Annotated in this window: 2 protein-coding genes and 1 pseudogene; 2 read left to right on the top strand and 1 reads right to left on the bottom strand. The window is 67.6% G+C overall.

The features are described 5' to 3' along the window. Positions 1-456, top strand: a pseudogene (locus ACK5KK_RS00205) (hypothetical protein); the annotation flags it as partial. Positions 457-466: 10 nt separating this feature from the next. Here the strand turns inward: ACK5KK_RS00205 and ACK5KK_RS00200 are convergent. Beyond that, complete coding sequence (locus ACK5KK_RS00200; RefSeq protein WP_416888079.1) at positions 467-1,429, bottom strand: IS481 family transposase; 963 nt, start codon at positions 1,427-1,429, stop codon at positions 467-469. Between the two features lie 160 nt (positions 1,430-1,589). Between ACK5KK_RS00200 and ACK5KK_RS00195 the strand changes: the two genes are divergently transcribed. Further along, the coding region (locus ACK5KK_RS00195) for a M20/M25/M40 family metallo-hydrolase (protein WP_416888078.1) at positions 1,590-2,000 on the top strand (411 nt) is incomplete at its 3' end.

Raw genomic sequence — 2,000 nt, 5'->3', positions numbered from 1 at the left:
CCGAGTGACGAAGACGACCACACCCGCGTCGTCGACCGCCCCGCACCCGGCCCGAGTGACGAAGACGACCACACCCGCGTCGTCGACCGCCCCGCACCCGACGACCGCACTGCCGTGGTTGACCGCGCCAAACCGCAGCCGTCGCTCACTCTCCCCGGGGCGGCTCGCCGTCGCGGCATCGCGGAACCTCCCGTCGTCGAGGGCTTCGCGCCTCGCGCCGAGCCCGCAGTCGGGCCCGGCGCGGTCGAGACCTACGTCGCTCGCGACATCCCCGAAGTGTCTGCGCCCCCAGCAGCGGTGGAAGAAGGGCCGGCCGCGACGCGCGCGGCCGCTCCTGCGATGACCTCGGTGCGACGCCGGGGCCGCCGCACGGCGCGCGTGGCAGTCGTCACGTTCACCGTGGCGTGCGTGCTCGCCGTCGCGGGCGCCGTCGCGCTCGCTGTGATCTGGCTCTAGTTGTACCCGGTCATGACATTGGTCGCAGTCGGCTGATCGGTGGGAGTCCGTTCAGGGCTTGGTGGCGACGTCGGGTGTTGTAGTACTCGATCCAGGGTGCCAGAGCCGCTGCTCGTTCGTCGTTCGAGGTGAAGATTTGCCGGTAGGCCCATTCGGTTGCCAGGGTGCGGTTGAGGCGTTCGACCTTGCCGTTCTGCCACGGGCAGTGGGGTCGGATGAACTTCTGGACGATGCCGTGGTCGGCACAGACACCGCCGAGCGAGTAGCGGTAGGCCCAAGCGTTGTCGGTCATGAGACGCTCGACGCGGGTGATGCCGTGGTCGGCGAAGTAGCCCAGGGCGCGCTCGAGGAACGCGGCACAGGTCGGTCCTTTCTCGTCGTCGAGGATCTCGGAGTAGGCCAGGCGGGAGTGGTCATCGACGAGGGAGTGAACGTAGTCGTAGCCGGTGCCGGTCTTGCGGTTACGGCTGCCATCGCCGCGGCCGTGGGCCCGCCAGCCGCCTCCGTCGGGGATGCGTCCGAGTTTCTTGACGTCCATGTGGACCAGCTCGCCTGGCCGTTCACGCTCGTAACGCACTGCGGTGGTCTTCGAGGTGCGGATGATCTCGCCGGTCATGGGGTCAAGATCGGCCAGGTGGGGCATGTGGTGGCGGGCCAGGATGCGTGAGACGGTGCGTGGAGCCACGCTCAGATCTGCTGCGATGCCGTCACGCCCCTGACGACAGGCACGTCGATGCTCGAGAACCCGCGCTTCGATGTCAGCCGCTGTTCGTGTCGGGCTGTGGTGCGGTCGGGTGCTGCGATCAATCAGGCCGGTCTCGCCCTCGGTCTCGAACCGGACGATCCACGTGTGGACGCACTTGCGAGAGACACCCATCGCCTTCGCGATATGGGCTTGGGGCCAGCCCTGACGGTGGCGTTCAACGATCAGACGCCGGCCATGAACAGTCAAACGAGCGTTGGCGTGGGACACGAGAACCTCCGGGTTGTGAAGACGTCAGACATCTCCACTAAGCCCGGAGGTTCTCCTGTTCACAACTCGAGCACTGACACCAATGTCCTGGCCCGGTACAGCTAGGCGCGCCATGGGCGCGGGACAGAAGCGAGCGAACTCGCATCGATAGGGTGACAGCATGACGCTTGCCGACTCTTATGACCTGGACCTCACCGCCCCCGTGGAGCAACTCGCGGCGCACCTCGTCGACATTCCATCGGTCTCTGGAGGCGAGCAGGCCATCGCCAACGCGGTCGAGGCCGCGCTGCGTGGGCAGGCCCCGCACTTGAGCATCACCCGCGATGGAGACGCGCTGATTGCACGCACCGAGACTGGCGCGGCCGAGCGGGTCGTGATCGCCGGGCACCTGGACACGGTGCCCATCAAGCACAATGTTCCCGGCCGGTGGGACGTCGACGGCGCCACCCTGTGGGGCCGCGGCACCGTCGACAGGAAGGCAGGCGTCGCGGTCATGCTGTCTATCGCGCGGGCGCTCGTGGCCCCCGCACGCGACATCACGTGGGTGTTCTACGTCCACGAGGAAGTCGAG

It is taken from the genome of Microbacterium sp. (genome assembly GCF_047972865.1).
In the GTDB taxonomy this organism is placed as follows: Bacteria; Actinomycetota; Actinomycetes; order Actinomycetales; family Microbacteriaceae; genus Microbacterium.
Note: the sequence above shows the minus strand (reverse complement) of the source record. Positions and strands in the feature narration are given on the sequence as shown.